Source organism: Paenibacillus sp. MAHUQ-45 (assembly GCF_058133325.1).
The window spans coordinates 1-1,205 of the sequence record NZ_JBYUPV010000033.1 but is presented as its reverse complement, the minus strand read 5'-3'; the positions used below and the strand labels follow the sequence as shown (position 1 = coordinate 1,205).

The following is a 1,205-nucleotide window of genomic DNA, read 5'->3' as shown; positions in this document are numbered from 1 at the left end:
ACTGCGGAAGTGTTCGCAGTGATAGTTCCAACCTTCTGAATATACTTTGTAAATACTTCAAAGTCCGGTAGGTACAGCAGGTTCACGCGACCTTCTTTATAGGCCTTTTCAAGGGAAGAGTAGAAATCCCCACCTTTAGCTGTGAAAGCATTCGTAGCTACTTCATAAGATGCTTTTAGGTCTAGAGGAACGTATTTATCTCCGTTCTTCACTTCAATACGCAATACACGTTCGTTCACAGGTTTTGTAGAGTCGTAATAGAATTTCAGCCCTGCAACGTGTGGGAAACGTCCATCTGCTGCTGGAGCTTTAGAAACCCCATTCTCCATGGCATCCTTAATCTCTTGTCCGGTCAGAGTGATCGTGACCAGATCGTTGTTGAATGGAAGTACTCCGAGAACTCCACCTTGTGTAATCGGACCTTCTTTGATAGATTCACGAATACCGCCGCCGTTTTGCAGAGCGATTACGGCATTAGTGCCCGCTTTTTGAGCTGCATAAAGCATACCATCGGCAATCAGGTTACCAAGGTTGGTTTCCTTTGTGCGAACATTATCACGAACGCCGTTTAGAACGACCTCTGTCTTACCTACTACTTCATTGGTTAGCTCTTGAATGCCTGGCTTATACTCGGTATCTAGGATCTTCTTCGCTTCAGGATCCTCTGCGATCTTGTATTTGCCGTCAGCGTTTTTAGCATCGATGGAGATTAACTGGTCTTTCCAATCCGTCAATACGCCATCTTTGTTAAATTTAACTTCAAGTTGACCCAGGAAAAGTCCCTTTTCGCCGGTCTGTACAATTAGCTTCGGTGCTTTTGGATCACTGTTATCTACAACGGCTTGATCCAGTTGCGTGTGGCTGTGACCACCAACGATAATATCAATGCCGTTAACGGCTTTGGCTAGCTTCAGATCTTCTTCATAGCCAAGGTGTGAGAGCACAATGATCTTGTTAATGTTCTCTTTTTCAAGCATAGCGACCGTAGCTTGTGCCTTAGCGACAGCATTCTCGAAAGTCACTTTACCTGGCGAAGCAATGTTGGCCGTATCTTCAGTCGTCAGACCAACGATCCCGATCTGTTGGCCGTCGATTTCTTTGATCAGTGCAGGATAGATTGTTCCGGCATTACCTGACCGACCGATTTCATTGATGAACATTTTGCTAAGAATCTCATCCTCTGAGAAGTTCACATTGGAGGAGAC

At 45.1% G+C, this 1,205-nt stretch carries 1 protein-coding gene; it reads right to left on the bottom strand.

Annotated elements, in window-relative coordinates; genetic code table 11:
• A partial coding sequence (locus tag AC3Y23_RS29000; protein WP_379205549.1) for a bifunctional metallophosphatase/5'-nucleotidase occupies nt 1-1,205 on the bottom strand: 1,205 nt, incomplete at both ends.